Source organism: Burkholderia sp. AU45274, from assembly GCF_030482505.1.
GTDB lineage: Bacteria > Pseudomonadota > Gammaproteobacteria > Burkholderiales > Burkholderiaceae > Burkholderia.
Genome location: NZ_JAUJQE010000003.1, coordinates 42,700 through 68,262 on the forward strand (window position 1 = coordinate 42,700; position 25,563 = coordinate 68,262).

Annotated in this window: 18 protein-coding genes; 8 read left to right on the top strand and 10 right to left on the bottom strand. The window is 69.9% G+C overall.

The genetic code is table 11. From position 1 onward, the window contains the following. The first annotated feature begins 275 nt into the window (after positions 1-275). The 3 genes from QZM35_RS13020 (at position 276) to QZM35_RS13030 (ending at position 6,147) form a co-directional block, all read left to right on the top strand. Complete coding sequence (locus tag QZM35_RS13020) at positions 276-3,332, top strand: winged helix-turn-helix domain-containing protein (RefSeq protein ID WP_089429522.1); 3,057 nt, start codon at positions 276-278, stop codon at positions 3,330-3,332. Positions 3,333-3,476: 144 nt separating this feature from the next. Next, positions 3,477-5,378: an amidohydrolase gene (locus QZM35_RS13025; protein WP_089434003.1), complete on the top strand. Its 1,902-nt coding sequence runs from the start codon at positions 3,477-3,479 to the stop codon at positions 5,376-5,378. 94 nt (positions 5,379-5,472) lie between these two features. Continuing rightward, positions 5,473-6,147, top strand: a complete 675-nt coding sequence (locus tag QZM35_RS13030; RefSeq protein WP_089429524.1) for a phosphohydrolase — start codon at positions 5,473-5,475, stop codon at positions 6,145-6,147. Between the two features lie 93 nt (positions 6,148-6,240). On the opposite strand, the gene QZM35_RS13035 is transcribed toward QZM35_RS13030, so the two are convergent. The 4 genes from QZM35_RS13035 to QZM35_RS13050 form a co-directional block, all read right to left on the bottom strand. Then, complete coding sequence (locus QZM35_RS13035) at positions 6,241-7,353, bottom strand: alkene reductase (RefSeq protein WP_174970966.1); 1,113 nt, start codon at positions 7,351-7,353, stop codon at positions 6,241-6,243. Positions 7,354-7,433: 80 nt separating this feature from the next. Further along, on the bottom strand, positions 7,434-8,651 hold the full coding sequence (locus tag QZM35_RS13040) for an MFS transporter (RefSeq protein ID WP_301776080.1): 1,218 nt from the start codon (positions 8,649-8,651) through the stop codon (positions 7,434-7,436). A gap of 175 nt (positions 8,652-8,826) precedes the next feature. Continuing rightward, the gene (locus tag QZM35_RS13045) at positions 8,827-9,744 is read right to left on the bottom strand and encodes a LysR family transcriptional regulator (RefSeq protein ID WP_089429527.1); all 918 of its coding nucleotides are present in this window, start codon (positions 9,742-9,744) and stop codon (positions 8,827-8,829) included. A 99-nt stretch (positions 9,745-9,843) separates the two neighbouring features. Then, on the bottom strand, positions 9,844-12,105 hold the full coding sequence (locus QZM35_RS13050) for a molybdopterin cofactor-binding domain-containing protein (protein WP_301776081.1): 2,262 nt from the start codon (positions 12,103-12,105) through the stop codon (positions 9,844-9,846). A gap of 89 nt (positions 12,106-12,194) precedes the next feature. On the opposite strand from QZM35_RS13050, the gene QZM35_RS13055 reads away from it, so the two are divergent. After that, a complete protein-coding gene (locus tag QZM35_RS13055) occupies positions 12,195-13,247 on the top strand; it encodes an RNA-guided endonuclease TnpB family protein (RefSeq protein ID WP_089433585.1) in 1,053 nt (350 codons plus the stop codon). Positions 13,248-13,260: 13 nt separating this feature from the next. Here the strand turns inward: QZM35_RS13055 and QZM35_RS13060 are convergent, their stop codons facing one another. The 3 genes from QZM35_RS13060 to QZM35_RS13070 form a co-directional block, all read right to left on the bottom strand. Beyond that, on the bottom strand, positions 13,261-13,764 hold the full coding sequence (locus tag QZM35_RS13060; protein WP_089433586.1) for a (2Fe-2S)-binding protein: 504 nt from the start codon (positions 13,762-13,764) through the stop codon (positions 13,261-13,263). Beyond that, positions 13,761-15,047, bottom strand: a complete 1,287-nt coding sequence (locus QZM35_RS13065) for a cytochrome c (protein WP_301776082.1) — start codon at positions 15,045-15,047, stop codon at positions 13,761-13,763. The genes QZM35_RS13060 and QZM35_RS13065 overlap by 4 nt, the downstream gene beginning before the upstream one ends. Positions 15,048-15,383: 336 nt before the next feature. Then, the gene (locus QZM35_RS13070) at positions 15,384-15,656 is read right to left on the bottom strand and encodes a UBP-type zinc finger domain-containing protein (RefSeq protein ID WP_089430109.1); all 273 of its coding nucleotides are present in this window, start codon (positions 15,654-15,656) and stop codon (positions 15,384-15,386) included. A gap of 232 nt (positions 15,657-15,888) precedes the next feature. Here QZM35_RS13070 and QZM35_RS13075 point away from each other — a divergent pair, with 232 nt between their 5' ends. Beyond that, positions 15,889-17,160 carry an NAD(P)/FAD-dependent oxidoreductase gene (locus QZM35_RS13075; protein ID WP_089444085.1) on the top strand — a complete coding sequence of 424 codons (1,272 nt, stop codon included), beginning with the start codon at positions 15,889-15,891 and terminating at the stop codon, positions 17,158-17,160. A gap of 25 nt (positions 17,161-17,185) precedes the next feature. On the opposite strand, the gene QZM35_RS13080 is transcribed toward QZM35_RS13075, so the two are convergent. Continuing rightward, positions 17,186-18,634, bottom strand: a complete 1,449-nt coding sequence (locus tag QZM35_RS13080; protein WP_301776083.1) for an efflux transporter outer membrane subunit — start codon at positions 18,632-18,634, stop codon at positions 17,186-17,188. Next, a complete protein-coding gene (locus QZM35_RS13085) occupies positions 18,631-19,677 on the bottom strand; it encodes an HlyD family secretion protein (protein WP_301776084.1) in 1,047 nt (348 codons plus the stop codon). The genes QZM35_RS13080 and QZM35_RS13085 overlap by 4 nt, the downstream gene beginning before the upstream one ends. Positions 19,678-19,760: 83 nt before the next feature. On the opposite strand from QZM35_RS13085, the gene QZM35_RS13090 reads away from it, so the two are divergent. After that, positions 19,761-21,329, top strand: coding sequence for an MFS transporter (locus tag QZM35_RS13090; protein ID WP_301776085.1), 1,569 nt, complete (start codon positions 19,761-19,763; stop codon positions 21,327-21,329). An 85-nt stretch (positions 21,330-21,414) separates the two neighbouring features. Here QZM35_RS13090 and QZM35_RS13095 read toward each other — a convergent pair whose 3' ends face one another. Beyond that, positions 21,415-22,395: an alpha/beta fold hydrolase gene (locus tag QZM35_RS13095; RefSeq protein WP_089433590.1), complete on the bottom strand. Its 981-nt coding sequence runs from the start codon at positions 22,393-22,395 to the stop codon at positions 21,415-21,417. Between the two features lie 368 nt (positions 22,396-22,763). On the opposite strand from QZM35_RS13095, the gene QZM35_RS13100 reads away from it, so the two are divergent. Continuing rightward, positions 22,764-23,195: a DUF3331 domain-containing protein gene (locus QZM35_RS13100; protein ID WP_301776086.1), complete on the top strand. Its 432-nt coding sequence runs from the start codon at positions 22,764-22,766 to the stop codon at positions 23,193-23,195. Positions 23,196-23,739: 544 nt separating this feature from the next. After that, on the top strand, positions 23,740-25,548 hold the full coding sequence (locus QZM35_RS13105) for a winged helix-turn-helix domain-containing protein (protein WP_089429535.1): 1,809 nt from the start codon (positions 23,740-23,742) through the stop codon (positions 25,546-25,548). Positions 25,549-25,563 lie beyond the last annotated feature (15 nt).

The window sequence follows — 25,563 nt, forward strand, 5'->3', positions numbered from 1 at the left end:
GGCGCACGGCCGCCGCATCGCCCGTCACGTCCGGCGTGCGAGCGGCCCGGCAGAGTATCGCGCCCCACTTTTACATGCAAGCGAATGCGCCGATCGCGTGATCCGGCCGCCGTCCACAGTGCATTTTCCTTCAAGATTTTCGTCGCGCGCCCGTCTACACTCAGCCCGTAATTCAACAGTGTCCGGCCGGCGCCACGGTGCGCCGGGGCCGGACATCCTGCCGGGTGGACTGCCGCGTTCACCGGGCGGTCATCCTGAGGGACCCGGAGGCGGCCATGATCCAGATCGGAACGTTGTCGGTGGATTTCGAGCAGCGCGACATTCGCCGTCAGGGCGCGTCGTTGCGCATCGGTGCACGCGCGCTCGACATTCTCGAAGTGCTGCACCGCGCGAGCGGGGCGGTCGTGTCGAAAGACGACATCATGGACGCGGTCTGGCCCGGGCTGATCGTCGAGGAAAACCGCCTTCAGGTGCATGTGGCGACGCTGCGCAAGGCGCTCGGCACGAGCCGCGATCTGATCAAGACGGTGCCCGGGCGCGGCTACCTGCTGGTCGCGTGCGCGTCGCCGGGCCCGGAACCCATGCCCGCGGCCGACACGCCGGCCGCCGTACCGACCGTACCTTCCGCCCTACCGACCGATGCCCACGCGTCGTCGCTGCCCGCGCCGCTCGCCGGACGCGACGCCGAAATCGCGCCGCTCGTCGGACGCGACGCCGAAATCGCGCAGATCGTCGAGATGCTCGAACGCACGCCGGTCGTCACGCTCGTCGGCGCGGGCGGGATCGGCAAGACGAGCCTCGCCGTACGCGTGGCCCACGCGGTGCGCAGCCGCTCGCGCGAGCGCGTGCTGTTCGTGGAGCTGGCGCGCGCGGGGACGCGCGCCGACATGCTGATCGCCGTCGCGGCCGAGCTCGGCCTGGACACGCAGCGCGTGCCCGCCATCGAGGACATCGGCGCCGCATTCGCGGCGTCGCGCTACCTGCTCGTGTTCGACAATGCCGAGCACATCGTCGACCTCGTCGCGAGCCTCGTCGAAACGCTGACGTCGTGCGCCGGCTCGCTGCGCGTCCTCGTGACGAGCCGCGAGCCGCTGCATATCTCGGCCGAAGCGGTGTTGCGCTTGAGCCCGCTCGCGGTGCCCGACGACGACGCGCGCACCGACGAGATCGTTCGTTGTTCCGCCGTCGAGCTGTTCCTGGAACGGGTTCGCACGGCCGCGCCGGATTGTCCGGTCGACGAAGCCGGCATGCGGCTGATCGCCGATATCTGCCGGCGACTCGACGGGCTGCCGCTCGCGATCGAACTGGCCGCGGCGCGCGTCGCGACGCTCGGGCTCGCGGTCGTCGCGTCGCGGCTGGACGACCGGCTGAACCTGCTGACCGGCGGGCTGCGCTCGGCGCTGCCGCGTCATCAGACGCTGCGGGCGACGTTCGACTGGAGCTACGTGCTGCTCGACCCGGCCGCGCGTGCGCTGTTCCGCCGGATGGGATGCTTCATCGGGCCGTTTACGTTCGATGCCGCGCACGCGGTCGCCACCGAGCCCGGCACATCGGCCGCGGACATGATCGCGGTGCTCGGCGAACTGGTCGCGAAGTCGCTGGTGACCGTCGAGTTCCACGGCGCATCGGCGCGGTACCGGCTGACCGAATCGACGCGTGCGTATGCGCTGGAAAAACTGCACAACGAGGGCGAGTTCGAGCGCATCGCGGCGCGTCACGCACGATACGAGCGTGAGCAAGGGCATGAACGCGAGCACGCGCACGCGGCGGCGAGCGTGGACGCCGCGCGGCGCGACGATGGGGTCACCGAAACACCGAACGACGCATCAGCGGATGCGGTCACCGGGGCACTGAACGACGTAACAGCCGGTGCGGTCACGACAGCGCCGAACGACGCACCAGCCGATCCATCAACCGACGCGCCCGTCCTGGCCGCCGACGCAACGCCCGTGCCCGAAGCGGACCGCCTGGCGCGCGCGCTGCTGGAGCCGGCACGGATGCACGAGTGCGCGGCGCGGGCGCGCCAGGTGCTCGACGCTTTCGACACGGCGGCGGCCGACCCGGTCGATGCCGCGCGCGAGATGCGGTTGCGCGCGGCCTGCGCGTCGGCACTGCTGCATACGGACGGCGACGCCGTGGCCGCGGCCGCGATGTGGGACCGCACGCTCGGTCTTGCCGCCCAGGTCGGCGACGATACGTTCGATGCGCGCGCGCTGGTCGGGCAGTGGCATACGATGCTGACGCTGTCGGACATTCACGAATCGCTGCGCTACGCGACACGCTTCGAGCGCGCGGCCGAGCGGCGCGGCGACCGCTCGCAGCGGCTCCTGGCCAACGCGATGGTCGCAACGTCGCTGCACTACTTCGGCGAGCACGCGCAGGCGCGCGAGCGGCTCGAGGCGGCGACGGCCGAACTCGGCGCGGTGGGCGAGCCGCCGTGCGCGCAGGCAGCGCTCGGCGTCGACATGACGACGCTCGCGCGCACGATGCTCACGCGGCTCGTGTGGATGCAGGGCGACCCCGACCATGCAATGCGCATCGCCGCGCAAGCGGTCGAGTGCGCGCGCCGCGGCCCGTCCGCGCTCGCGCTTTGCGTGGTGCTGGGGGCGGCCGCCGTGCCGATCGCACTGCGCTACGGCGACCACGACATCACGTCCGACTATCTCGCGACGCTGCGCGCGACCGCGAGCGCGCACGGCTTCGACATCTGGCGCAATCACGCGGAATGCCTGACCGGCCAGTTCGACATCCAGGCCGGTCATCCCGGCGCGGGCCTCGCGCGGCTCGAACCCGCGCTGCGGCGTGTCGAGGCGAGCGGATTCCGGCGGCTGCTCGCCCCGTTGAACGTCGCGTATGCGGAGGGCCTCGTGCGCGTCGGCCGCGCAAGCGAGGCGCGCATGCGGCTCGATGCGACGCTCGCGCGCTGCCGTGCGCACGGCGAGCATCTGTTCGTGCCGGAACTGCTGCGCGTGACGGGCGTCGCGATGCTCGAACAGGCACGCTCCGCGGCCCCCGACGTCGCGCTCGCGTACGAGGCCGACGGGCATCGTCATCTGCAGATGGCGATCCAGACCGCGAACGGGCAGGGCGCCGCGATGTGGGCGCTGCGCGGCGCGCTGGATCTCGCCGATCACCTGATCGAGCGCGGGCGCACCGCGCACGCGTCGACACTGGTCGCCGGCGTCGCGCGGCACTTCGATCCGCATTCGCGCGCGCATGACGTGCGGCGCTTGCTGCGCGTGCAGAATTTCGTGCGCCAGGACGCGCCGTCTCCGCCGTCCCGCACGCGTGCGCGCCACGACGCCGCCGACGCGGCGCAGCAGGCCGCATAGCGATGCGCGCGTTCCTGGCAGCCGCGCGACTGCGCGATCGCGGCATGCGTGCCGATGCGTGCGACGCAGCCCTGTTCCGTCGTTCGACGACGCGCCGCACGTGCGGCGCGGCGCGGCGTGCGCGTGCGCACGGGAGGCCCGACGGTGCTTAGAGCGACGGAACCCGCGCGCGCGGCGGACCTCGTCGTCTTCAACGGCAAGATTGCGACCCAGGACGAGCAGCGCTCGTTCGTCAGCGCACTGGCGGTGAAGGACGGGCGCATCGTCGCGACCGGCAACGATCGCGACGTGCTGCGTCATGCACACGGTGACACGACCTGCATCGACCTGAACGGCCGCACGGCGATTCCCGGCCTCGTCGACGCGCACCTGCAGGCGATCCGCGGCGGCACGCACTTCAACCTCGAGCTGCGCTGGGACGGCGTGCCGTCGCTCGCCGCCGCGCTCGACCTGCTGCATCGGCAGGCCGAGCGCACGCCCGCACCGCACTGGGTGCGCGTGGGCGGCGGCTGGACCGCGCTGCAGTTCGCGGAAAAGCGTGGCCCGACGGTGGCCGAGCTCAATGCGATCGCACCCGATACGCCGGTGTTCGTCCGGCATCTCGGCGACAGCGCGTGGTTGAATGCGGCCGCGCTGCGCGCGATCGGCTACGGGCGCGACACGCCCGATCCGCCGGGCGGCGAATTGCGGCGCGACCGCCATGGGCGGCCGACCGGGCTGCTGCTCGCGCGCCCCGATCCGGCCGTGCTGGCCGCGGCGCTCGCGCGCGCGCCGGTGCTCGGCGCGGCCGACCGGGTCAACTCGACGCGGCAGTTCATGCACGCGCTGAACCGCGTCGGCGTGACGAGCGCGATCGACGCCGGCGGCGACGGTCTGGCGTATCCGGACGATTACGCGGCGGTCATCGCGCTGGCACGCCGCGGCGAACTGACGACGCGCATCGCGTACGCGCTGGGCGCGCGGCACGCCGGCCGGGAAATCGACGACTTCGCGCAGTGGATCGCGCTGACCTCGCCCGGCGACGGCGATGCGTTCCTGCGCGCGAACGGCGCAGGCGAGCGGCTGCTGTTTTCGGCGGTCGACCTGGGGAATTTTCTCGACCCGCGCACCGAGCTGCCCGCGTCGGTCGATGCGGAACTGGCCGCCGTCGTCCGGCTGCTGGTCCGCCACCGCTGGCCGTTCCGGCTGCATGCGACCTACGACGAGTCGATCGGCCGCTTCCTCGACGTGTTCGAGGCGGTGAACCGCGAAACGCCGTTCGCCGGGCTGCGCTGGTGTTTCGACCGGTGCGAGACGATGTCGGATGCGAACATCGCGCGCGTGGCGGCGCTGGGCGGCGGCGTGACCGTGCAGCCGCGCATGGCGTTCGAGGGTGAGGCGTTCATCGCGCGCGACGGGGCGGCCGCGGCGACGCGCGCGCCACCGATCCGCGCGATGCTCGCGGCCGGGCTGCCGGTCGGGGCAGGCTCCGGCGCGCTGGATGCCGGGAGCTACAACCCGTTCGTCGCGCTGTACTGGATGGTGTCGGGGCGCAGCGTCGGCGGCACCGTGCTGTATCCGGCGCGCAACCGGCTCGGCCGGATGGAGGCGCTGCGCCGCTACACGGTCGGCAGCGCATGGTTCTCCGCCGACGAGCATCGCAAGGGGGCGCTGGTGCCCGGCCGTTACGCGGACTTCGCGGTGCTGAGCGACGACTATTTCACGATCGACATGGCGCGCATCCCGCAGCTGTCGTCGGTGCTGACGGTCGTCGACGGCAAGGTCGTGCACGCGGAACGGGAATTTGCGTCGCTCGCGCCGCCGCCGCCGCCGCCCGTCAGCCCCGAATGGTCGCCGGTCGCCGACGGCGGCGGCACGCCTGCGCCCGGTGCGAACGGGCACGGCGGTCCGCGCGCAGCGGCGGTGGGCGACGCGTGCACGGAACCCGGTACCGATGCGTGCCGGGCACGCGGCCCCGGGCGCCGCTTCGCGCGGCCGCGCTATCCGACGGCCAGCGCGGCCGGCGGCCGCTGCGACGCGTGCGGCGGCCGCTGCGCCGTGTGCTAGCCGGCACGCACCGGTGCGCGCGCCGGTGCGGCCGGGGCACGGCCTTGCCTTGAACGATTTTTGTGTCCCGTGCACGGGACAGGAAGGAGACACGATGAACGTTGCGCACACGCGCGCACCGTCGAGCGCCGACGAAGTGGCCGGCGTCAGCATTCCGCGCACGACGCTTGCGGTCGAGGCGGCCGACGCGGCGCGCGCATCGTTGCCTGCCGCGCTCGCCGATCATGCCGCACGCGTGTTCGTGTTCGCGTCGCTCGCCGCGCGGCGCGCGGGCGAAGGGTGCGATCCCGATGCGCTGTACGTCGCCGCGATGTACGCGAACATGGGGCTGAGCCCCGCTTACTGCCGTTCGCCCGAACGTTACGAACTCGACGGCGCCGATGCCGCGCACGCGCTGCTGGTGCGGCATCGGCGCGCGCGCAGCATGCGCGACGAGGTATGGCACGCGATCGCGCTGCATACGACGCCCGGTGTGGCCGCGCGTGCGTCGCCGCTCGCCCGCGCGCTGGCCCGCGCCGTGTCGACGGATCTGATGGCAACCGATTTCGACCGCTACACCGACGACGAGCGCGCCGCGCTGCTCGCCGCGTACCCGCGCGGCAGCGGATTTCGCGAAACTTTCCTTGCTGCGGTCGCGCGCGGCGTCGAGCATCGGCCGCAGTCGACGTTCGGCACGTGGAGCGCCGACGTGCTCGAGCGCGCGGATCCGGATTTCCAGCGGCCGAATTTCTGCGGGCGCGTGCTGGGGGCGCGCTGGAACGACGCGTGACGGCGCCGTTGCCCCGCGCGGGAATCGGCCGCGCGGGCCCGGTATCGCGATGGGGTGCGTGACGACCCGTGCCGTGCGCGGGGCATTCGCCGGTTACGCGGGCGATTCGGCCGCGTCGTGCCGCGCATAGTCGACGTAGCCCGCGCGGTCGCCGCCGTACCAGCCGACGTTTTTCGGCTCCGCGAGCGGGGCGCGTGCGGCGAGGCGCTCGACGAGATCGGGGTTCGCGATATAGGCGCGCGCGAACGCGACGAGATCGGCGTCGCCTGCGTCGATCAGCGCGTTCGCCGCGTCCGGTGAAATGCCGCCGTTGACGATCAGCGTGCCGCCGAATGACCGGCGCGCGTGCTCGACGATACGCGGCAGGTCGGGCTCGCCGCTCCAGCCGTTGGTGTCGGCCGCGTGCAGGTAGGCGACACCCGCGTCGTCGAGCATCCGGCCGACGTACGCGAGCGTCGCATCCGGATCGGCATCGCGCACGTTGTTGTACTTCGCGTACGGCGAGATCCGCACGCCGACACGGCCGAGCGGCATCACGCCGCCGACCGCGTCGACGATTTCCGCGAGAAAGCGCGCGCGGTTCGCGACCGAGCCACCGTAGCGATCGTCGCGGCGGTTCAGCGTCGACGACAGGAACTGGTGCGGCAGGTAGCCGTTGGCCGCATGGATCTCGACGCCGTCGAAGCCGGCGGCCATCGCGCGCGTTGCCGCTTGCCGGAATTCATCGACGGCCGCGACGACTTCGTCGGTCGTCATCGCGCGCGACGGCGTCGCGTGAATCTTCGTGTAATAGCCGTTCTGCAACTGCGCCCATACCTGCAGCCGTTCGAGGTCGTCGTTCACGCCGGACGGCGACAGCGGCGCGGCGCCGCCTAGCAGCGTCAGCGAGCTGACCCGGCCGCCGTGCCACAGCTGCGCGAAGATCCGGCCGCCGTTCGCGTGCACGGCATCGGTGACGACCTTCCAGCCGGCGGCTTGAGCATCGTCGACGAGCCCCGGCGTCAGCTCGAATGCGGCGGAGGCCCGGCTGACGTTGGTCGCCTCGGTCACGATCAGGCCGGCCGACGCGCGCTGCGCGTAGTACTCGGCCATCAGTTCGGTGGGCAGCCCGCGCGACGGCGCGCGCGAGCGCGTCATCGGCCCCATCACGACGCGGTTCGGCAGCGCGAGGCCGCGCAGATCATAGGCACTGAGCAGGGAAGACATGATGGACTCCTTTTCTTCGACGGGGAGCGGGACGGCAACGCGCCCCGCGAACGAATCGGTTTGAAGGGCGGCGGCGGGGTTCAGCCGAGTACTTGACGTTGCGCGTGCGGCCGCCCGACGAGCAGGTAGTGCGCGAGCGCGACGATCGGGAACGCACCGGCCACCGCCGCGACGAGCGACCAGCCGCCATGCTCGTACAGCGGGCTCGCAAGCGCCGAGCCGACGGCGCCGCCGACGAAGATGCTCGTCATGTACAGCGCGTTCAGCCGGTTGCGGCTGGCCGCGTGCAGCGCGTAGATCTCGCGCTGGCCGAGCACCATGTTCATCTGCACCGCGAAGTCGAGCACGATGCCGGTCACGACGAGCCCGTACAGGCCGGTGCCGTGCACGAACCCGATCGCGTACGACAGCGTGCCGGCGACCAGCGCGATCAGCGTCGCGCGCACCGTATGGCCGGCGTCCGCGAGGCGCCCGGCCACCGGTGCCGACGTCGCGCCGATCGCCCCGACCAGCGCGAACAGGCCGATGGCCGACTGCGACAATCCGTAGTGACGCGTCAGCTCGACCGGCACGACGGTCCAGAACAGGCTGAACGACGCGAACATCAGGCCCTGGTAGAACGCGCGATGACGCAGGACGGGCATCGTGCGGACCAGTTGCAGCAGCGAGCCGATCAGCTCGAAATAGGTCGCGCGATGGTCGGGCTGGCGCGGCGGAATCGTCAGCGCGAGCACGGCCGTGACGAGCGTCATCAGCACGGCGGCCGCCGCGAACACGAAACGCCAGCCGAACGCGTCGGCCACGACGCTCGACAGCGGGCGGGCCAGCAGGATGCCGAGCAGCAGCCCGCTCATGATCGTGCCGACCACGCGGCCGCGCGAATGATCCGGCGCGAGATGCGCGGCGAGCGGCACGAGGATCTGCACGGCCACCGAGCTGAAGCCGATCAGCAGCGAAATCGCGAGAAAGAGCCCGGGTGTGCGCACGAGCGCCGCCGCGGCGAGGCTCGCAATCGACACGATGGCCGTCACGATCATCAGCTTGCGGTTCTCGAGCAGGTCGCCGAGCGGCACGATGAAGAACAGGCCGAGGGCATAACCGATCTGCGTCAACGACACGATCAGGCTCGCCGTGCCGCCGGACATGTGCAGGCCCGGCGCGATGAGTTCCGTGATCGGCTGCGCGTAGTACAGGTTCGCGACGATCGCGCCGCAGCTGAATGCGAACAGCAGGATCAACCCCTGCGTGAGTTGGGTGCCGTGCGCAGGCGGCGCGAGCGGCGTGGAATCTGCTGACATGGTGGACTCCTTGAGAAGAGAGAGGTGGGTCACCGTGTCGCCGCGCCTGCACGGGGTTCGCCGGGGGCGCGATACGGTGCACCGCGTTGCCGCCCATACTATTGACCGGTCGATCAAACCGGAATCGAGCCGCAGTGCAATCGAGCTTTGCGCGACACGCAAAGGTCGCGTCCGGTCAGCCGCGCTTGCCCTGCAGCGTCGGAATCTGCTCGAACAGGCCCGCGAGCCAGTCGACGAACACCTTGAGCTTGACGGGCACGTGGCGATTGGGCGGATACAGCACCGAGATCGGCCGGGCCGGCGCGTTGAAGTCGGTCAGCACTTCGCGCAGCCGCCCCGATTTCAGATAGGGCTCGACGAGGTACAGCGACGTCTTGATCAGGCCGATGCCCGCGATGCCGCACTCGATGTAGTTGTCCGCATCGTTGACCGCGACCGTGCCGCACATCTGCACGACGCGCGGCTCGCCGTCGACGACGTAGTCCCACACGCGAGGGCGCCCGGTATCGGCCGAGATGTGGCTGACCGCCACGTGCTGCGCGAGATCGTCGACGGTCTCCGGCTCGCCGCACCGTGCCAGGTACGCGGGCGAGCCGCACGTGCAGGTGGTCAGGCTGCCGATGCGCCGCGCGACCATCCCGGAGTCGTCGAGCGCGCCGATGCGCACCACGCAGTCGACGCCTTCGCCGACGAGATCGATCTGCCGGTCGGTCACGCCAAGCTCGATCATGATGCCCGGATGGGCGTCGAGGAAGGTGGGCAGCGCGGGCACCACGACCTGCTTGGCCATCGCCGGCGGCAGGTTCACCTTCAGCCGGCCGCGCGGCACGTTGCGCGCCTGCGAGACTGACGCCTCCATGTCGTCGATTTCGCGCAGCACCGCGACGGAACGTTCGTAGTAAGCCTGGCCGTCCTCGGTCAGCGAGATGCGGCGCGTCGTGCGGTTCAGCAGCCGGCAGCCGAGGTGCTGTTCGAGCGCGCTGAGCAGCGCGGACACGCGCGGCGTCGTGAGGCCGGTCGTGTCGGAGGCGCGCGTGAAGCTGCCGGTTTCGACGATGCGCGTGAACACGCGCATCGAAAGCAAGGTATCCATCGTCGGGGGGCTCCAGTTCTGTCGGGTCGCGGCGCCGGTGCATGCCGGCGCCGTCCGTCGTGTCGGGTGTCGGTCGCGCGTATCGGGGCGACCGGATCGCTATGCGTCGATGCGTCGTCTCAGCGCGTCGCCGGCGAACGGCATTTCGCGCATGCGCTGGCCGGTCGCGTCGAAGATCGCGTTGGCCAGCGCGCCGGCGGTGGGCCCCATCGACGCCTCGGCCGCACCGAGGAACGGCGCGCCCGGGCGATTGATCAGGTGGACCTTCACGCTCCGCGGTGCGGCCGAGAAGCGCAGGATCGGGTAGCTGCTCCAGTCGAAGCTGCGAATTCGTTCGGTGTCGTACTTCAGCGCCTCGTACAGCGTCCAGCTCGCGGCCTGCACGATGCCGCCCTCGATCTGGTTGCGGATCCCGTCCGGCGATACGACCTGCCCCGCGTCGACGGCGGCTTCCGCGTGCTCGAGCGTCACCTGGCCGGTTTCCGGCACGACCGACACCTCGACCGCGATCGCGACGTACGCCATCAGGTTCTTGTACTTGCCGAACGCGAAGCCGACGCCGCGGTTGCGCGCGCGCGGCGGCCGCGGCCAGCCGAAGTGCGTCGCGGCGAGCTTGATCACCTGAAGCGCGCGATGATCTTCCATGTGGCGCAACCGGAATTCGACCGGATCGACACCAGCCTCGTGCGCGAGTTCGTCCATGAAGCTTTCGATCGCCCACACGTTGGTGTGTGCGCCGAGCGAGCGCATCGCGGACGTCTGCAGCGGCATCGTCGGCGAGAAGTTGTTCACGATGTGCTGGTTCGGCAACGCGTACAGCGGAATCGCGTTGCGATCGGCGCCGCCTTCCGGTTGCAGCATCGGCGTCGACGGCGCGGGCACGAACGGCGGCTCCAGCATCCGCGCCGGCAGCAGCCGGCCGGCGTTGACGATCCGCTCGTTGTGCGAGCTGCTCCACAGCGCGTAGTTCCAGTCGACGATGCGGCCGCTCGCGTCGAGCGATGCGCTGACCTCGGTCACCATCGCCGGCGTGAAGTGGTCCCACGTATGTTCCTGCTCGCGCATCCACTGCACGCGAATCGGCTTGCCGGGCATCGCGGCGGCGATCAGCGCCGCGTGCGCGGCGGCGTCGTCCGCGCCGTTGTGCCCGTAGCAGCCCGATCCTTCGGTATGAATGCAGCGGATGCTCGCCTTCGGCATCGACAGCATCTCGGCCAGCGCGTCGCGCAGCGGATAGACGCCCTGCGAGTGGGTCCACACCGTCATCGCCCCGTTCTCGAGGTGCGCGACCGCACACGACGGCCCGATCGAGCCGTGCAGCAGGTAGTTCTTCAGGAACGTCGCATTGAGCGTCTTCACGGCCGGCGCGGTGGCCGCGTGCGTGTTGGCGATCTCGATGCGCTGCGTCGAGATCCGCTTCAGGTCGGCATGCACGGTGGCGCGATCGGGCAGCTTGCGGCCGGGCGACCAGCGGCACGCGGCGGCCAGCGCGCGCTGGGCGACCACCGCCTGCCATTCGCCCCGGGCGACCACCGCGAGCATGCTGCCGTTGCGCACGATCCGCACGACGCCCGGCAGCTTCAGGATCGCCGCGTCATCGAACGACAGCAGCTTCGCTTCGTACACCGGCGGCATCACGATGCGTGCGTGCAGCATGCCGGGCAATTCCATGTCCTGCACGTAGCTGACGCCGCCCGTCACTTTGTTCGGGATGTCGATGCGCGGCAGCGACGTGCCGATCACCGTGAACGTCGCCGGGCTCTTCAGCGGCGACGTGGGCGCGGCGCTGCGATGCAGGTCGACGGTGCGGATCGCGTCGCCGTAGGTCATCGTGCGGCCGTCGGGCGCCTTGATGACCGCGTCGGCGGTCGTCAGCGTGCGCGCGTCGACGCCGAAGCGCTTCGCCGCGCCTTCCACCAGCAGCGCACGCACCTGCGCGGCCGCGTTCAGCAGCGCGGAACCGCTGTCGGCCATCGTGTGGCTGCCGGCGGTCAACCCTTCGTCGGGCGACGCGCCGGTGTCGGCCGTCAGGAACGTGATCAGTGACGGCTTCATGTCGAGTTCTTCGGCCGCCACCTGCAGCAGCGCGGTGCGCACGCCGGTGCCGAGCTCGACCTTGCCGGTGAATACGGTGACCTTGCCGTCCGGCGCGATCTTGATCCACGCGTCGAGCAGCGGATTGGTCTTCAGGCTGCCGGCGAGCGCCTGCGTGGCTTTCGCCACATGCACGGCGGCGCCTTCGTCCGCGATCACGAGCTGCGCGGCCGCGCGGGTGGCCGGCGCGAGCGTGAACGCGACGAACAGCGCGCCGGAGACGATGAAGTGCCGGCGGCCTTCGTCGATGTCGTCGTGGGAATTCATCAGTTGCTCCGAGAAACCCCGTCCTTCAAGACGGGGAGGAAAGGCGTGCTGTTGACAGGCTGCTTCTTCCACGGGTTAGGATCACCGGCATGATCCTTGTCTATCGCTACCGGGTGAAATCGCTCAACGGACTGCTTAACAAGCAGAGCCGTGCGGTGAATTACGTCTGGAACTTCTGCAATGACACGCAGAAGCACGCGCTCAAGTGGGGCAAGAAGTGGCCGACAGGATTCGACCTGAACGTACTGACGACCGGCAGCAGCAAGGAACTCGGGATCCATTCCGGCACGGTCAACGCAACGTGCGAGCAATACGCGAAGTCGCGCAGCCAACACCGTCGGCCCTACCTGCGCTATCGCGGCAGGAAATCGCTGGGCTGGGTGCCGCTGAAGGGCCGTGACCTGAAACGCGAGGGTGACGCGTTCCGTTTCGCCGGCAACACGTTTCGCGTGTTCAACAGCCGCCCGCTTCCCGAAGGCAAGATCAAGGACGGGACCAACTTTGCGCAGGATGCGCGCGGCAACTGGTTTCTCAACATCGTGATCGAGATGCCCGATGTTCAGGCGCGCCCGATCCGTTCCGGCGTCGGCATCGATCTTGGCCTGAAAGACTTCGCCACACTTTCGACGGGCGAGAAGCTGCCCAATGACCCGTTCGGTCGACGAGCGGCGGACAAGCTGGCGAAAGCGCAACGGGCGCGAAAACACAAACGGCATATCGCGAAGCTGCACGCCAAGGTCGCGAATGCCCGTGCCGATTTCCAACACAAGCTCGCGCTCGATCTGGTGCGGCGTTTCGATTACATCGCGGTCGGCAACGTGTCGGCTGCCAAGCTCGCCAGAACCAGGATGGCGAAGAGCGTCTACGACGCATCCTGGTCGTCCTTCCGAAGCAAGCTCCGCTACAAGGCGATCGCGCACGGGGCCACGTTCGAGGAAGTCGACGAAAGCGGTTCTACCCAGTCCTGTTCGGCGTGCGGGTCGAAAGACAGCACGACGCGGCCGAAAGGTATCGCGGGACTGCGAATAAGAGAGTGGGCCTGCAGTGACTGTGGTGTCGAGCATGATCGAGATACCAACGCTGCGTTGAACATTCTCCGATGCGGACGTGCATCGCCAGGTGTGGGAATCCTCTCCCTTTAGGGAGCGGAGGACGTCAACAAAGTCCCTTGCTGATCGTAACGGGGGCGGAGGCGGGTTCCGGGGGCGGCAGCCCGGCGACCGAGCGCACGGCCGCGAGGATCCGCATATGGGTGCCGCAGCGGCACAGGTTCGGCTCCATATGCGTACGCAGTTCCTGTTCGGTCGGCTTCGGGTTGCGCTCGAGCAGCGCCTGCGCGCGCATGATCATCCCCGCGATGCAGTAGCCGCACTGCGCGGCCTGATGCTCGACGAACGCGCGCTGCAGCGGGCCCGGATGCTCGGCGGTGCCAAGGCTCTCGATGGTGCGCACGCTGCGCGCGCCGACCGCGGCCACCGGCATCAGGCACGAGAACGTCGGCTTGCCGTCGACGATCACCGTGCAGGCGCCGCATTGCCCGAGGCCGCAGCCGAACTTCGCGCCGTGCAGGTGCAGGTCGTTGCGCAGCGCATACAGCAGCGGCGTGGACGGATCGATGTCCAGCGTGTGCCGCACGCCGTTGACGGTGAGGGTAATCATCGGGCGGTGTCCTCTTTTCTGAGCTTCGCGGCGAGCGCGTCGATGCCCGACCATGCGGGGCGATCGGTGTAGGTCGCGCGCACGTATGCGGCGAGATCGGCGATTTGCGCGTCGTCGTACTGGTCGATGAACGACGGCATGTAGTTCAAGGTGTCTTCGCCGTGCCAGCCGATGCCGTTGAACATCATCTGGATCGCATTGCGCGGCGTATCGGCGTTGACCGCCGTGCTGAACGCGAGCGTCGGCCGCTCGCCGATCGACTGCATCGGCGCGGCCGGCCCGTGGCACTGCGCGCACGATGCCTGGAACAGCACCGCGCCGCGCTGCGCGGCGGGCGTCGTCGCGGCGCGTTCGGCCGGTGCGGCGGCCGCGGTCGCATGCCCGTTCGCCGGCTTCTGGATCGACAGGATGTACGCGGCGATCGCTTCCACGTCCTCCACCGGCACCGTCGCGAGATCGCGCGTGACGGGCAGCATCGGCCCGGCCGCCGCGCCGTGCTCGCTCGCGCGGCCGGTGCGCAGGTACGTGACGAGCTGCGCCTGCGTCCACGGCCGTGCGGCATGGCCGAGCGTATTGAGCGGCGGCGCTTCCCAGCCGTCGACGATGCCGCCGTCGAATGCGCGGCCGCTTTGCTCGCCGCCGATCGCGTTCAGCGGCGAATGGCACGACGCGCAATGGCCGAGCCCGTCGACGAGCATCCTGCCGCGGTTCCATTGCGCGGACTGCGCGGGGTCGGGTTGAGACGCGCCTTCGCGCAGGAACAGCACGTTCCAGAACGCGACCAGCGGCCGGAAGTTCAGCGGAAACATCAGGTCGTTGGCGGGTGTCGTCGCGCGAACCGGCGTGCGGGTCATCAGGTACGCATACGCGGCGGCGATGTCGTCATCCGACATCTTCGTGAAATGAATGTACGGAAACGCCGGGTACAGCGGCTGGCCGTTACGCCCGATCCCGGTGCGCAGCGCACGGGCGAACGCGTCGCGCGACCAGCGGCCGATGCCGGTTTCCGGATCCGGCGTGATGTTGGTCGCATAGATCGTGCCGAACGGCGTCGCCAGCGGCAGGCCGCCGGCGAACGGCTTGCCGTCCTTCGCGGTATGGCACACGACGCAGTCGCCGAGCGCGACGACGCGCGCGCCGGCGCGCACCAGCTGCGGATCGAACGAAGCAGGGGCGGGCGGATCGATCGGCGCGATCGACGGCCGGATCATGATGCCGATCGCGACGGCGATGCCCGCGATCGCGATGCCGGCCGCGCCGATCCAGAGTCGTTTGTGCTTCATGCGCGCTCCAGGCGAAGTGGTGCGGCGCAAGTGATGCGATGCGCGGCAACACCGGACGATGCGCATCGGCCGTGCGTGGCCGTCCGATGCGGCCGCGACCGTCTTGCGGCGCGGCGTTGATTGGCGACGGGAATCAAGTTGTCACTCCAGCAGTCGATAACGGGCGCCGAGCGCCGTCCTGCGCGGCAGCTCGTGACCGCAGTCTACGCAGAGGCCGCGATCATGGCCTGAAGCGGCGCTGAAACGTTCTGAACGGTGTCTGGCCCCGGATCAGCCGGGCCGCGGCGCGCGGGCGGATGACGGGCGCGCTGTGTCGCGGCGGCCCCGCGCGTCGCGTCAAGACGGAATCTCGCCGGCGACGACTTCGTCCGCGTAGCACCAGATCCAGCGCTCGCCGGGTTCGATCGAGCGAACGAGCCGGTGGCCGGTGTCACGGAAATGCCGGCTCGCATGGCGATTCGGCGACGAGTCGCAGCAACCGACGTGCCCGCAGCTCAGGCACATCCGCAGATGCACCCAGCCGCTGCCCGATCTAACGCATTCCTCACAGTAGTCCTTGTCGGTGTCGAACACGCGTGCTTCGTCGAGATGCGTACAGTCGTTGGCCATCTTGCGCTCCGATGCCGGCGCGGGAGCGACGCTCGCGGCGTGGCCGGCACGCGGCCGCAAGCGGGAGGGATACGCGGCATTGTGCAGCGTCGCGTCGCGGCCGGACCTTAATTGTCATGAAGCGGCCCGCGCGGCGCGCGGCGGCGGCGTACAGTCGCGAATGCGTTCGGCCACGCCGCGGCACCGGCCGAACCGCATCCGACATCGACATCGACATCATCGGGAGGCGCTCATGGATCAACCGCAACACGTGCGGATCGTCGGTCTGCCGCGCAGCAGGGACGCGTACGCGATCCGCGATTTCCTGCAGCGGCGCATGATTGCGTACGACTGGTGCGAGCTGACCTCCGACGCCGACTGCGCGCAGGTGCTCGGCATCGCGCCGCTGCGCGACATCCGGCTGCCGGTCGTGATCTTTCCGGACGGCTCGCGCCTGTACCAGCCGACCCTGGCCGAGATCGCCGCGCGGCTCGGCTGGGTCGCGCGCCCGCGCTTCGTCGAATACGACGTGTCGATCTACGGCGCGGGGCCGGCCGGGCTGTCGGCGGCGGTCTACGCGGCGTCCGAAGGGCTGCGCGCGGTCGTGATCGAGCGCGGCGCGATAGGCGGGCAGGCCGGCACGAGTTCGCTGATCGAGAACTACATGGGCTTCCCCGACGGCATCCCGGGCGCGGCGCTCGCGGAACGCGCGCGCGAGCAGGCGGTGAAGTTCGGCGTCGAACTGCTGACGATGCGCGAGGGCGTGCATGCGACGTTCGTCGACGGCAAGATCCGCGTCGAGCTCGCCGACGGGTCGATCCTGGTCGCGCGCGCGAACATCTGCGCGACCGGCATCGAATATCGCAGCCTCGGGCTGCCCGAGGAGCCGGCGTTTCTGAATGCGGGGCTGTTCTACGGCGCCGGGTCGAGCGAAGCGCCGATGTGCGCGGGCGAGCAGGTGTTCATCGTCGGCGGCGGCAATTCGGCCGGCCAGGCCGCGATGAATTTCTCGCGGCATGCGCGCCAGGTGACGATGCTCGTGCGCGGTGCGTCGCTCGCGGACACGCTGTCGCGCTACCTGATCGACCGGATCGAGCGCACGCCGAACATCGAGGTCCGCTACCGGTCGAGCGTCGCCGCGCTGCACGGCGACGGCTGGCTCGACGCGATCGAGCTTCGCTCGGCGGATGGCACGCGCGAACGGCTGCCGGCCACGCGCCTGTTCGTGTGCATCGGCGGCGCGCCGAATACCGACTGGGCGAAGGACACCGACATCATTCGCAATCCGGACGGTTATCTCGTCACCGGCGGCGACCTGTACGACTGTCCGGCGTTCGAGCGCGTGTGGCCGCTCGAGCGACGGCCGTACCACCTGGAAACCAGCGTGCCGGGATCGTTCGCGGCCGGTGACGTGCGATCGGGATCGGTCAAGCGCGTCGCGTCGGCGGTCGGCGAAGGCGCGATGGCGGTGACCTTCGTGCACCGGTTTCTCGGCGAGGATGCGCATCGGCTCGCGAGCGCGTGACGCAGGTGCGGGCCGCTCGATGGATTCATCGTGCGTCCGCCTGCGTCGCGTCGCGCAATCCGTCCCGGGCGGCGCGCGCCGGCGGTGTCCAGCCGCCGCCCAACGCACGCACGAGACTCACCGTCGCGACGGCCAGTGCCTGCCGGCAGTGAATCAGCTGGCGTCGCGCATTCAGTGCATCGCGATCGGCGTCGATGACTTCCAGATAGCTGACGTACCCATGCGCATAACGGCTCAGCGACAGCCGCGCCGCCGCATCCGTCGCGCGCGCCGCGTCGTCGTAGCGCACGATCCGCTCCTTTTGCGCGGCGATGTCGTTGAGCGCGTCCTGCACGTCGCGCAACGCGCCGATCGCGGTGGCGCGATAGTTCGCGTCGGCTGCGTCCATGCCGGCCCGCGCGGCGGCCACCATCGCCTCGCGCTTGCCGCCGTCGAACAGCGTCAGCGCGACGTTCGCGCCGAGACTCCACAGCGAGCTGTTGCGGTCGAGAAACGACCGCAGGTCGCGGGTGGCGAAACCGCCGTCGGCGGTCAGCGTCAGTGTCGGCAGCCACGCGGTGCGCGCGATGCCCAGTTCGAGCGACGCCGCATCGGCGCGCCGTGCCGCCGCGAATACGTCCGGGCGTTGGGCGAGCAGCGCAGACGGCAGCCCGGCCGGCACGTCGGGCACTTGCACGGGCACGGGGCGCGCGTCGACGTCGAACGCGGTCGGCGACACGCCGGTCAGCACCGCGACGGCGTCGACGAGGTTCTCGCGCAGCCGGCGGCTCTCCGCGAGATCGGCATGCGCGGTGTCGAGATCGGCCGACGCGCGCAGTCCGTCGAGATCGCTCGCCGCGCCGGCCCGCACGCGGGCGGCGATCACGTCGAGCGCGGTGTGCCGCAGCCCGATCGCGCGCGTGAGCGTCTCGAGATCGTCGTCGACGTAACGCAGCGTCAGGTAGTCGACGGCCACTTCGGTCGCCACCCGCAGACGCACCGCATCGCGATCGGCCGCCGCCTGCAGCACGTTCTGTTCGCCGATGTCGGCGCCGCCGCGCAAACGGCCCCATAGATCGACTTCGTAGCTCGCGGCGACGGGAACCGACCAGTTGTGCATCGTGCGCTTCGGCAGCGCGTTGTCGACCGTGCCGGATACGCGCGTGCGGCTGAACGACGGGTCGACGCGCACGGTCGGCGCCAGCGCGGCATCGCGCACGCCGAGCAGCGCCTGCGCCTGGTCGACGCGTGCGGCCGCCGCGCGGATATCGAGGTTGTGCGCGAGCGCGGCGTCGACGAGGGTGCCGAGCTGCGGGTCGCCGAACCACGCGGGCCACGCAGCGAGCGATGGCGCGCGCGCATCGGTCGACGTATTGGTCGACGGATCGGCATGGCGGAACCCGTCGTGTCCGACCGGCACGGGCGCGAGCGGCTGCGGCGCGATCGAGCACGCGGCGAGCAGGCAGGCGGCGAGTACGGCGGCGGCGCGCTTCATCGCGATTCGCCGCCGGGTTGCAGCGTGACGACGACCGATAGCCCGGGCCGGATGCGCGGCTCCGTCGCGGCCGGGCCGTCGAGCAGGATCTTCACGGGCACGCGCTGCGTGACCTTCGTGAAATTGCCGGTCGCATTGTCGGGCGGCAGCAATGCGAACTGGGCGCCCGTCGCGGGCGACAGGCTGTCGATGCGGCCGGTGAACACACGCTGCGGCAGCGCATCGAAGCGCAATTGCACGGCATCGCCGGCGCGCACGCGGCGAAGCTGCGTTTCGCGGAAATTCGCGACGATCCACGGGTGCGGCTCGACCAGCGTGAGCAGCGCCTGGCCGGGCGCGACATGTTCGCCCGTCTCGACGGTCTTCTTGCCGACGTAGCCGTCCGACGGCGCGACGACCGCCGTGTAGCCGAGCTGCAGCAGCGCGTCGCGCAACTCGGCATCGTTCTGGCTCGCCGCGGCATCGGCGGCCTCGGCGGCGGCGACGGCGCTGCGCCGTTGCGCATCGGCCGCCGCGACGCGCGCGCGGGCCGACTTGCGGGCGGCATCGGCCGCATCGAACTCCTGCTTCGACAGCCCGCGCGGCGTCTCGCGGGTCAGTTCGCGTGCACGCGCGTAGTCGAGTTCGGCCTTGTCGGCATCGGCGTGTGCGGACACGAGCGTCGCGTCCGCCTGCTCGATCAGCGCGTGTGCGCGGCTCGCATCGGCATGTGCCTGGGCGACGCGTGCGCGCTGCGCGGCGACCCGCACGTCGAAATCGCGCCGGTCGATCTGCACGAGCGCGTCGCCCGCGTGCACGAACTGGTTGTCGTCGACGAGCACGCGTTCGACGGTGCCGGCCACGCGCGGCGAGATCACGTGCAGGTGGCCGGTCACATATGCGTCGTCGGTGCCGCGATCGCGCGCGTCGAACTCGTACACGAGCAATCCGACGAGCAGCAGCGCGATCGCGGCGATCGCCACGATCGCGGGCCGGCGCGAGCGAACGGGCGCGGCGGTCGGCGGCGCCGAAGCGGCCGGCGTATCGGCAGAAGGTGAGGTCATGGTCGACAAACTCCATCGTACGGGCAGGGTTCGATGCATCGCGTTATGCTTGCGCCAGCTTGACAGCGGGGAGCCGCTTGACGATGAACACCACGTTTGCAACCGGTCGTGCCGCGCCGGCGGCGGCGCCGGACATCCCGACGTTCCGCTCGATCGCCGCGATCGCGGCAGTCTTGCTCGGCGCGATCATCGCGACGCTGACCTCGCGCATCACGTCGCTCGGGCTCGCCGACGTGCGCGGCGCGCTCGGCGTCGGCGTCGACGAAGGCGCGTGGATCAACACCGCGTTTACCGCGTCGCAGATGTTCGTCGGGCCGCTGGCGATCGCCGCGGCGTTCATGTTCGGCACGCGCCGCGTACTGGTCGCGGGCGCCGTCGTGTTTCTCGGCGCCGAAACCGTGCTGCCGCTCTGCACGCAGTTCGGCGCGTTCGTCGTGTTCCAGGCGATCGCGGGGCTCGCGTCCGGCGTGTTCGTCCCGCTGACGGTCGGCTTCGTCGTCCGGACGCTGCCGCCGCGCCTCATTGCGTTCGGCATCGCCGCGTATGCGATGAATCTCGAGATGTCGCTGAACCTGTCGGCCACGCTCGAGGGCTGGTACAGCGAACACCTGAGCTGGCGCTGGCTGTTCTGGCAGAACGCGGTGCTGACGGTGCCGTTCATCGCGTGCCTGCTGCTGTCGCTGGCGGACGAGCCGGTCAAGCGCTTCGCGTCCGGCCTCGATGCACGCGGGATGCTGCTCGGCGCCGGCGGCTTCGCGTGCCTGTGCGTCGCGCTCGACCAGGGTGAACGGCTGTTCTGGCTGCAGTCGCCGCTGATCGTCGCGCTGCTTGCGCTCGGCATCCTGATGGTCGCCGCGTTCCTGATCCATGAGCTCGCATCGCCGCGAGCGGGCCTCGACCTCGGCTATCTCGCGCGGCCGAACATCGCGCTGCTGATCGTGCTCGTCGGCCTCGTGCGCTTCACCGTGCTCAATACGAGCTTCATCCCGTCGCTGTTCCTCGCCAGCACCTACGGCCTGCGGCCGTTGCAGATCGGCGATACGCTGCGCTGGATCGCGATCCCGCAGCTGCTGTTCGCGCCGTGCGTCGCACTGCTGCTGCAGCGCGTCGATCCGCGCCGGCTGATCGTGGCCGGCTTCGTGACGGTGGCGTTCGCCTTCGCACTCGGTGCGCGCCTCACGTCCGCGTGGGCCGAACCCGACTTCATTCCGTCGCAACTGCTGCAGGCGCTCGGGCAGACGATGGCGCTGACGTCGGTGATCTTCTTTTTCGGCAAGCACGTGACGGCGGAACACGCGTTGACGTTCGGTGCGGTCGTGCAGACGACGCGCCTGCTGAGCGGGCAGCTCGGCACGACGTCGATCGCGGTGATTCAGCGGATCAGGGAGGGTACCCATTCGAATCTCGTCGGTCTGCATGTGTCGCTGTCGGATCCCGAGACGCTCGAGCGGCTGCGCGCCGGCGCGGCGTCGCTGGTTGCGCACGGCGCCACGGTCGCGACCGGCAACCAGGCCGCCTACGCGCTCGTCGATCGGGCGGTGCGCGTGCAGGCGACCACGCTCGCGCTGGCCGACAATTTCCGCGTGGCGATGGCGTGCGCGCTCGCCGGTGCGCTGATCGGCATCCTGCTGCGGCCGGTGCGCTCGCCGTGAGCGCGGCGCGGCTGAATTTTTCTGAAAAATCCTGAACGGCACGTCTGCCGCTGCGGCATGCGCGCCGCGACGGCAGACGGCGCGCTTACGCCTGCAGGAACGCGAGCAGCTCGGCGTTGATGCGATCGGCGTTCACGACGCACATGCCGTGCGAGCCGCCTTCGATCACCTTCAACTGCGCGTGCTTGACGATCTTCGACGACAGCCGGGCCGAATCGTCGATCGGCACGATCTGGTCGTCATCGCCGTGCAGCACGAGCGTCGGCACGTCGATCTTCTTGAGATCGTCCGTGTAGTCGACTTCGGAAAACTCCTTCACGCACAGATACTGGCCGTGAATGCCGCCCATCATGCCCTGCGACCAGAACGCGTCGATCGTGCCCTGCGACGGCTTGGCGTTCGGGCGGTTGAACCCGAAGAACGGCACCGCGAGGTCCTTGTAGAACTGCGAACGGTTCTCGGCGACGTTCTTGCGGATGCCGTCGAACACCTCCATCGGCAGGCCGCCGGGGTTGGTCGGCGACTTCACCATCTGCGGCGGCACCGCGCCGATCAGCACGGCCTTCGCCACGCGCTTCGTACCGTGGCGGCCGATGTAGCGCGCCACTTCGCCACCGCCCGTCGAGTGGCCGACGAGCGTGGCTTCGCGCACGTCCAGGGCGTCGAGCAGGGCGGCCAGATCGTCCGCGTACGTGTTCATGTCGTTGCCGCGCGACGGCTGGCTCGACCGGCCGTGGCCACGACGGTCGTGCGCGATCACGCGATAGCCGTGCTGCACGAGGAACAGCATCTGCGCGTCCCACGCGTCCGCACACAGCGGCCAGCCGTGCGAGAACACGACCGGGCGGCCGGTGCCCCAGTCCTTGAAGTAGATCTGCGTGCCGTCCTGGGTGGTGATCGTGTTCATCGAATGGGCTCCTGGGTGGGCTGAAGAGGCGCTGCGGGCGGGGGTGCCGGCCGCGGCCGCCATCGCGGGCAGCGCGGCGGCCGCGACGGCCGTCGCGCCGGCAAGCAGCATGTCGCGGCGGCGCGCCGACGAAACGGCGTCGGTCTGTACGGGGTGCATCTGGACTCCTGAAATATGCGGCGCAACGATGCCGCGCGGGAGGGTGGATCGGTGACGACCGGCCGCGGCCATCCCGCCGGCAGCCGGTCCGCTTGCGTCGTCGCACGTCGGTTCGTGCCGCGTGGGCGAACGAATGCCGTCGGGAGCGTATCGCGGTGCGCCGCGCGCCGTACTGAAATCCGGCTGAATTTTCTTGAACGCGCCGCGCCACGGACGGAAATTCGCCGGGCTGCAGAAAAATTAAGCGCGCGACCGGGACTCTTCAGCGCGCGGCGACTATCGTCGACATCGGATCATCCGCGCACCTTTCGCGCCGCGCGCACGGATCCGATACCCGCACCGCCCGTCACTCGCCTGGATATGCCGCCATGGATGCCTTCAATCGCTGGGAGCACATGATCACGTTGCTCGGGCCGCCTTCCGTGGCGGGCCTCCGGTCGATGCCGATGCCGCGCGCGCGACAGGCGGACGGCCCGCGCCGCGGCCATCGCGGCGACGCGCCGACGCCGTCGAGCGGCGACATCCGCCGCCGCAGCGCGATCGTCACCGCCGAGCGGCAGACCGATTCGTCGATGCTGGTGTCGTGGAGCGACCCGACGCACTGCCGCTACGACGAGCAGCGCTGGATCAGCGCGAAGGCGCGCGGGATTGGGCGGTGCGCGCTCACCGGCGGGCCGATCCGGGTCGGCGATGCCATCTACAAGCCCCAGTGGCGCGGTGCGAAACGGCCGGCGAACTGCCGCGAGATGATTCTGGCGTCGGCGCTCGACGTGTTCGCCGCGCGACAGTCCCGGCCATGACGCCGGCAGCGCGGCGTGGCATCGGTTGCGACCGGCGCGGTACGTCGTGACGCCATCAATCTCGGAACGGAGGCGACTGCGACACGCTTGCCGATACCGCGACGAATGGCCGCAGTTTGCACCTGCCCGATCGCACGGCTGCTCGAAGCGGGAATCATTCCGCTATCGAAACGGAGCAATGATCTACTGGCGCGATAGGTGGAGCCCGCGCGCATTCGATCGACCGGCCGAATCAAACGGAAAATACGTCGAATTTTCCCGAACCGGCAAGCATATCGTCTGATATATGAAAATCATATTTACGAGCGAATCGGCAATTCGCACATGAATCGTGCGCCGCCGTGCTTCTCTTGCCGCATTCGGGTGCATAGGGCCACACGCTTGCCACACGATGTCGTCACGGCGTTTTTCGTCATTTCAAAAAATTCGATCGCTTCATTCTGATAATTTGAATCATTCTGCTACGTAAATACCGTAGCATTGACGCGAAACCGGCGCGCGGTTTAAACCGTGCGCCGTTGAATGTCACCATCAAGAAATTGCGATGATCCGAATTGGAACACTTCACGTTTTTCTCGACAGACGTGAAATTCGTTCGAACGGCAAGCTGTTGCGCATCGGTAGCCGCGCATTCGAGATTCTCGAGCTGTTGATTCGGGCGAACGGCGCACTGGTATCGAAAGACGAAATCATGCAGCGCGTGTGGCCGCACACCGTGGTGGAAGAAAACAACCTGCAGGTGCACATCGCGTCGCTGCGCAAGGCGCTGGCCGACGACCGGAACCTGATCGTGACGGTGCCGGGCCGCGGCTATCGGCTCGTCATCGAGCAACATGACGACGGCGGCGCGCCCGTGCGCCCCGCGATGTCGCGGCCGTCCGCCGCGCCCGGCGCGCTGTTCGGCCGCGAACGCATGGTCGGCGAGGTGCTGGCCGCGTTGCAGGACGCACGCATCGTGACGCTGGTCGGCGCGGGCGGCATCGGCAAGACGCGAATCGCGATCGAGGCGGCCGCGCGCGCGGATGCGCGTTTTCCCGAAGGCACCGTGTTCGTGTCGCTCGCGACGGTCGCGTGCCCACGCTTCGTGCCGGATGCGCTCGCGGGCGCGTTCGGCATCGCGCAGCCGACCGGCGCGCTGACCCTCGAAGCCGTGCTCGCCGCGGTCGCACGGCGCCGGATGCTGCTCGTGCTCGACAATTGCGAGCACCTGCTCGATGCCGCGGCGCGGATCGCGAGCGCGCTGACCGATGCGGACGACGGGCTGTGCGTGCTCGCGACGAGCCGGGAATCGCTGCGCATCCACGGCGAGCGCGTGTGCCCGGTGTTGCCGCTCGACGTGCCGGACGAAGGCGCGGCCGAACACGATGCGATGCGCGCGAGCGCCGTGCAGTTGTTCGCCGCACGCGCCCGCGCGGCCGATCCGCGTTTTCCGCTCGATGCGCGCAGCCTGTCGCTGATGGCGTCGGTCTGCCGCCGGCTCGATGGTCTGCCGCTTGCGATCGAACTGGCCGCGGCGCGTGCCGCCGTGCTCGGCATCGACGTGCTGGCGGCCCATCTCGACGATCATTTCCGGCTGCTGACGGGCGGTTTCCGCACCGCGCTCCCGCGCCATCAGACATTGCAGGCGATGTACGACTGGAGCGACCGGCTGCTGGGCGATGCCGAGCGCCTGCTGTTGCGCTGGCTCGGCGTGTTCCGCGACGGTTTCTCGATCGAGGCCGTGCGCGCGGTGGTCGGCCCGAACGGGCTGGCCGGCGCCGACCTGCTCGATACGATCGCGGGCCTCGTGTCGAAATCGCTGCTGATCCTCGAGACCGCGCACGGCGCGCCGCGCTACCGGTTGCTGACGACCACGCGCGCGTATGCGCAGCAGCAGCTCGACGCGCACGGCGACGGCGCGGCGGCCGCGCGGGCGCACGCCGGCTATTTCCTCGAGTTGTTCCGGCAAGCGGCGCATGGCGGCGGCGCGCGGGGCAGCGATCATGGCGGCTCCACGCAACTCGAGGCGGTGCGGCGTGAGCTCGGCAACCTGCGTGCCGCGCTCGACTGGGCATTCTCGGCGAACGGCGATGCGGCGCTCGGCGTCGCGCTCGCGGCCGTCGCGGTGCCTTGCCTGTTCGACCTGTCGCTCGTCGACGAATGCCGCGAACGGGCGCGCGTGGCGCTCGATGCGATGCGCGACGCCGACACCACGGCAGAGGCCGCCGATGCGCGCGTGCGCTTGCTCGCCGCCTATGCGGCGGCGCTCGCGCATACGGCCGGATCGACGCAGGCGGTGCACGACGCGTGGTCGGAAGTGCACGCGCTCGGCTTCGATGCGGCCGAGGCGGAGCTGCCGGCGCGCGACGGCTGACGGCGGATGGGCGGT